The sequence below is a fragment of the Anaplasma marginale str. Florida genome (assembly GCF_000215485.1).
Classification (GTDB): Bacteria; Pseudomonadota; Alphaproteobacteria; order Rickettsiales; family Anaplasmataceae; genus Anaplasma; species Anaplasma marginale.
Window position 1 is genome coordinate 1 of record NZ_AFMS01000139.1, and the last position, 4,883, is coordinate 4,883.

General features: G+C 49.4%; 3 protein-coding genes, 1 tRNA gene and 1 pseudogene. All 5 read left to right on the plus strand.

Annotated features, from left to right (window positions below; all coding sequences use genetic code 11):
- On the plus strand, positions 1-748 hold a 748-nt coding region (locus GAC_RS03850), incomplete at its 5' end, for a malonyl-CoA decarboxylase domain-containing protein (RefSeq protein ID WP_198920533.1).
- Positions 727-2,185 (plus strand): annotated as a pseudogene (gatB, locus tag GAC_RS03855) (Asp-tRNA(Asn)/Glu-tRNA(Gln) amidotransferase subunit GatB). The gene GAC_RS03850 and the pseudogene gatB, both read left to right, overlap by 22 nt.
- A gap of 418 nt (positions 2,186-2,603) precedes the next feature.
- Positions 2,604-2,677 (plus strand) — tRNA-Asp (locus tag GAC_RS03860).
- 52 nt (positions 2,678-2,729) lie between these two features.
- A complete protein-coding gene (gene fabI, locus GAC_RS03865) occupies positions 2,730-3,533 on the plus strand; it encodes an enoyl-ACP reductase FabI (RefSeq protein ID WP_044051808.1) in 804 nt (267 codons plus the stop codon).
- 241 nt (positions 3,534-3,774) lie between these two features.
- Positions 3,775-4,883: chromosomal replication initiator protein DnaA (gene dnaA, locus GAC_RS03870; RefSeq protein WP_037349501.1), on the plus strand; the 1,109-nt coding region annotated here is incomplete at its 3' end.

Genomic DNA, 4,883 nt, shown 5'->3' on the forward strand with positions numbered 1-4,883 from the left:
TTCCGACCGTCGGTGTTTCGCATTTTTTCACTACAAAATGCCGGGGGAGCCGCTGATATTTGTGGAAGTTGCCTTGGTTGACACTGTGGCGGACAACGTGCAGGCACTGCTGGATGGTAGCATTCCTAAGAAAGATCCTGCCGATGCCAAGGTTGCGGTTTTCTACTCGATCTCAAATACTCAAGTTGGTCTGAGTGGGATTAATCTGGGAAATTTTTTGATCAAAAGAGTGGTTGAGAGGCTTTCTTGCGAGTTTCGCAATATAAAGACCTACGTGACGCTCTCTCCCGTGCCTGGGTTTGTGCAGTGGCTCAAGAGCCTGACTCGGGATGAGGTGGTTATACTACAAAAATTGGGCATTACGCACACTCTTGGTGAGGTACAATCACTTGTGGGCAAGGTCAGTAAGTATGGGAGCTTTGCTCTACCAATACAGGAAATGTTCCTAAAATTGTGTGCACATTACCTAATCAATGAGAAGAAGGGCAACAGAGTATTAGACCAGGTCGCGCACTTTCACCTCAGCAATGGTGCGTCGGTTAAGCGGCTAAACTGGATGGCTGATAAGTCAGAAAAGGGACTAGCGTGTTCCATGGGCATTATGGTAAATTACTACTACGAGATTGCCAAAATTGATGACAATCATGAGTCGTACGTGGTGCACGGGAAGGTGATTGCTTCCAAGGAAGTGTCGGCCTTGTTGAAAAGGGTTGATGTGGGGCGAGTGTGGCGGCAAATACTGGGATAATTAAGGGAAACACCCACGAGTGGGAGATGGTTATAGGCCTTGAGGTGCATGCTCAGGTTATTTCAAATAGCAAGCTATTCTCCGGGGCCTCTACGGGTTTTTGTTCCGAGCCCAATACGCAGGTAGCGTTGTTTGACGTGGCAATGCCGGGTACTTTGCCGGTGCTGAACGCCCGTTGTGTGGAGCAGGCGGTTAGGACCTCACTGGCGCTCTCTTGCGAAGTTCACAAATACTCGGTTTTTGACCGAAAAAATTATTTTTATCCTGATCTTGCATCTGGCTATCAGATAACGCAATTCTACTTTCCAATCGCAACTGACGGGCATATCACACTTGACGAGTGTTGTAGTAAGGACGTCAGGATATCCAGAATCCACCTGGAGCAAGATGCCGGTAAGAGTATGCACGTTGGGGATAAAACCTACCTAGATTTTAACAGGGCTGGGGTGGCCCTGATGGAAATTGTGTCTGCACCCGATTTTCGATCTCCGGAAGAGGCTGCTGAGTACATCAAAAAACTGCGTATAATATTGCGCGCAATAGGGACTTGCGATGGCGACATGGAAAAACGGTTCCTTGCGTTGTGACGCGAACGTTTCTGTCAGAAAAGTTGGTGATAGCAATCTGGGTGCGAGGTCTGAGATCAAAAACCTCAATTCTATCAAGCATCTGGCCCAAGCAATAAGGCATGAGGCGTGCAGACAGGTGGAGGTGCTCGAGAGCGGTGGGGTAGTCAGCCAGAGTACCATGTTGTTCGACGTTGATACGTGCACTACCAGATCTATGCGCGAGAAGGAGGATGCATGCGACTACCGCTATTTTCCAGACCCGGATTTGTTGCCGTTGGAGCTCACTACGGCATTCATCGACAATATACGCGCGTCTCTACCTGAGCTTCCGTCGGAGAAGAAGCGTAGGTATATGCAAGACATCGGCCTATCACGGTACGACGCGGATATTTTGTCTTCGGACAAGGACGTGTCAGCATATTTTGAGTCTGTCGTAGCCAAGCACGCCCCGGATTTGGCCGTGCCGTGGATCACTGGAGAACTTTTTGGTGCGTTGAATAAACGTGGGTCAAGCATTGCGGATTCACCCGTAAGCGCGGGACGTCTGGTGGAGCTGTTAGACTTGGTTGCTGATGGCACAATATCTGGGAAAATGGCCAAGCAAGTTTTTGCGTTGATGTTTGAAACAGAAAAATCTGCCTCCGATATAGTGCGTGAGCAGGGCTTGTGCCAGATCACCAGTGAAGAAACTTTGGCCCCTATAGTGGATAGAATAATAAGTGAGAGCCCCGATGAGGTTGCGGAATATAGGCAGGGCAAAACAAAACTTTTGGGGTACTTTGTTGGGAAAGTTATGAAGGAGACCAACGGTCAGGCCAACCCGGGGCTTGTGAATACATTAATAAAACGCCGACTTGCCGAAGACTGAGTGCGTACTGCCACCTTTCGATTTTTTGGTGCTTCGGTACGCACTTAACCGCGTGCCATTTTGAAGGTTTCGGTGTGCTACTGTGGGGCTATAGCGTCTTTGCTGCAATTACTGGGGTTGTATTTTAACGCTGTACCGTGCACAATTGCTCTTCTGTAGCTTACTGTTGACCTGCCTGTGATTGCATCGTAGCTTCACGGGTGCACTGCCTGCGGTATTTAGGCGGTTATGCACTCTTGTCTGTATGTTTTGCTCAATGCCTGCTTGCAATGGGCTGCTATGGGCCGCTTTGCGCTGTATCGTACTTGTAGTATTTATCGCAAGAGGTGCGTGTTATACAATGTTCCGCGATCCGTGTGCGCGGCAAAACTGTGATTGACAACGGATTTGTAAGACATTAGCATTCTGCTTGGCTTGTGGGGGTGTAGCTCAGTTGGTTAGAGCGCAAGCCTGTCACGTTTGAGGTCGCGAGTTCAAGTCTCGTCACTCCCGCGTCGATGTGTTTTTGAGAGTTAGTGGGTTGTCTGTGCATACCGGTGGGCTGATGCGTGGCAAAAGAGGTGTGATTATTGGTGTTGCGAATGACCGGTCCCTGGCCTGGGGCATAGCTAAGGTTGTTTGTGAACATGGCGCCGAAGTTGCATTTACCTATTTTTCTGATGCTTTAAAGAAAAGAGTAGAGCCGCTTGCTGAGTCCGTTGGCTCTAAGTTGGTCATGCCGTGTGATGTTTCTGATCATGAGTCCATTGATAGCATGTTTTCCGTGCTTGAGAGGGAGTGGGGCAGCATAGATTTCATAGTCCACGCAGTAGCTTTTTCTGACCGCAATGAGCTTCAGGGTAGGTACATAGACACCACGCTAGATAACTTTTTGCTGTCTATGCATGTCTCCTGCTATTCCTTAACTGCCGTCGCCCGCAGGGCTGAGTCTATGATGGAAGGTGGGGGAAGTATTCTAACTCTCTCTTACTACGGCGCTGAGAAGGTGGTTCCCAACTATAACGTGATGGGTGTTTGTAAAGCGGCTCTTGAGGCCAGTGTCAGGTACCTTGCGGTTGATTTGGGCAAGAAGCAGATTAGGGTGAATGCGATATCTGCTGGCCCTGTGCGTACTTTGGCTGCTGCGGGCTTGGGCGGGTTCCGTTACATATTGGCTTGGAATAGATATAATGCTCCCCTCAGACGTAATACCAGTATCGAAGAAGTTGGAGGTGCCGCTATGTACCTGTTGAGTGATTTGGGTAGGGGGACTACCGGGGAAGTCTTGCATGTGGATTCTGGATATCATGTTGTGGGAATCAAGGATGCTGATGCTCCGGACATAACTCGCGTTAAGGATGAAGTCTAGGCTCAGGTGTTGCCCTTTTGCGTGTCGGTGGGTTCTAGTTTTAGGTGTGTGTTGTCCTTCGTGTATGGTGCATGGGTTGCTTACTGTTGGTAAATGTGCAGCAATTGGCGCGCATGGGTGCCGTGCTGCGCTCTACTGCCGTCAAACTCTTTGTGGGGGCGTTATGATGCGATAATGCTCTGTGCGTTTATTAAGACTTATGTGACACAAAGTAGGTGGTGTATTATTTGGGTTTGGCTTTATGGTTGATGTATCCGAAACTACTGAACGCTGCGTGGTTCACAAAAGGCAGGGGCAAGATGGAGGCGATGCGGCATGGCGCGGTGTTCAGAAAAAGTTGCGGGATTTTTACGGCAGCGCCATATACGACAGTTGGCTAAGCGCACTGGTGTATTCCGGCAATGAAAACGGCCGGGTCGTCTTGCTTGTACCCACTAGGTTTATCAAGGAGTGGATTCTCGTACACTACTTGGAACGCATCCTCAAATATTGGCAAGACGAAAGCGACGCCGTCTATTCCGTAGACATATGCGTGAGCGATGGCGTTGGTGTGCAGCCACAAATGGCCGAACACCCCGATGGGGCGGTAGATGGCCCGCCTGTGGTGATGGTAGGCGGCACTTATGATCACCTGAGCTCTCCTCTGGATCCGAGATTCACTTTTGACAATTTTGTCGTTGGCAAACCAAATGAGTTGGCGTTTGCTGCTGCCAGGAGAGTTGCAGAGTCTTCTGCCCCCATTCCTGGAAGTAATCCGCTGTTCCTATACGGGGGAGTGGGGTTAGGTAAAACGCACCTCATGCATGCCATAGCGTGGTATATACTCAACTCTTCTGTGAAGCGGAAAATCGCGTATCTATCCGCTGAAAAGTTCATGTACCAATATGTTACCGCGCTGCGGAGTAAAGACATCATGCTGTTCAAAGAGCAGTTTCGCTCGGTCGATATCCTCATGGTTGATGACGTGCAGTTCATAAGCGGGAAGGACAGCACACAGGAGGAGTTCTTTCATACCTTCAATGCCCTAATAGACCAGAATAAGCAGTTGGTGATTTCTGCGGATAGGTCCCCTAGCGATTTAGACGGCGTTGAGGACAGAATAAAATCCCGTTTGGGGTGGGGGTTGGTTGCCGATATAAACGAGACCACCTTCGAACTGAGGCTTGGCATTCTGCAACTTAAGATCGAAAAGATGGGCGTGCACGTGCCCAACGAAGTTCTGGAATTTTTGGCCAAGAACATAAAATCCAACATCAGGGAGCTGGAGGGTGCGCTGAACAAGGTTGTGGCCCATTCTTCTTTGGTTGGTAGTAGCGTCACAATTGAGTCTGCGAGCGGCATACTGTCTGA